This window comes from Rathayibacter sp. AY1E2, from assembly GCF_002932325.1.
In the GTDB taxonomy this organism is placed as follows: Bacteria; Actinomycetota; Actinomycetes; order Actinomycetales; family Microbacteriaceae; genus Rathayibacter.
The window spans coordinates 1-814 of the sequence record NZ_PSVO01000054.1; the positions used below are offsets into that span (position 1 = coordinate 1).

Consider the following 814-nt stretch of genomic DNA (forward strand, 5'->3'; position numbering starts at 1 on the left):
AGCATCTGGACACCGCAGGGTGTTCCAGGCGCCAGATCAAAGCGAATGTCTTTGCTGGTAGCTCATGGGTGGAACATTGAACTAGGTGCTCGGTGAGATTGTCTCGCGTCAGTACAGCCTTCGGGTTGGGAACGCGTCGGGGCGGTGGAGTCGGGTACATGCACGCTGTTGGGTCCTGAGGGACCGGGCCGGCTGCCTTCGGGTGGCGGGGTCGACTCTCCGGATCTTTTTCTCACGCCTGGGTGTGTGGGAGAGGGATACCGCCCGTATTTTGAGAACTACACAGTGGACGCGAGCATCTTAGATTCACGGCTTCGGTCGTGGATCGACAAGATTCGCATGGCGCGGCTTTCGGGCTGCGGTCATGCAAATCATTGGATCTGCAACTTTTCGAGTTGTAGTTTCTTAACTCATGTGATTAGCAAGTTCATAAGAGCAAACGGTGAATGCCTTGGCATCTGGAGCCGAAGAAGGACGTCGTAATCTGCGATAAGCCTCGGGGAGCTGATAAACGAGCTGTGATCCGAGGATTTCCGAATGGGGAAACCCCGCCAGGCCCCTTGTGGTGACCTGGTGACTCCCGCCTGAATATATAGGGCGGGTAGAGGGAACGTGGGGAAGTGAAACATCTCAGTACCCACAGGAAGAGAAAACAACAGTGATTCCGTCAGTAGTGGCGAGCGAACGCGGAAGAGGCTAAACCGAGTCATGTGTGATACCCGGCAGGGGTTGCATGGCCGGGGTTGTGGGACTTTTCGTTCCGGTCTGCCGGCCGGTGAACGTTACAGCGCATCATAGACGAACAGGTTTGAAC

At 55.8% G+C, this 814-nt stretch carries 1 rRNA gene; it reads left to right on the forward strand.

The window, feature by feature from the left end:
* Positions 1-419: 419 nt before the first annotated feature.
* A 23S ribosomal RNA gene (locus C5C49_RS17230) occupies positions 420-814 on the forward strand; the annotation flags it as partial.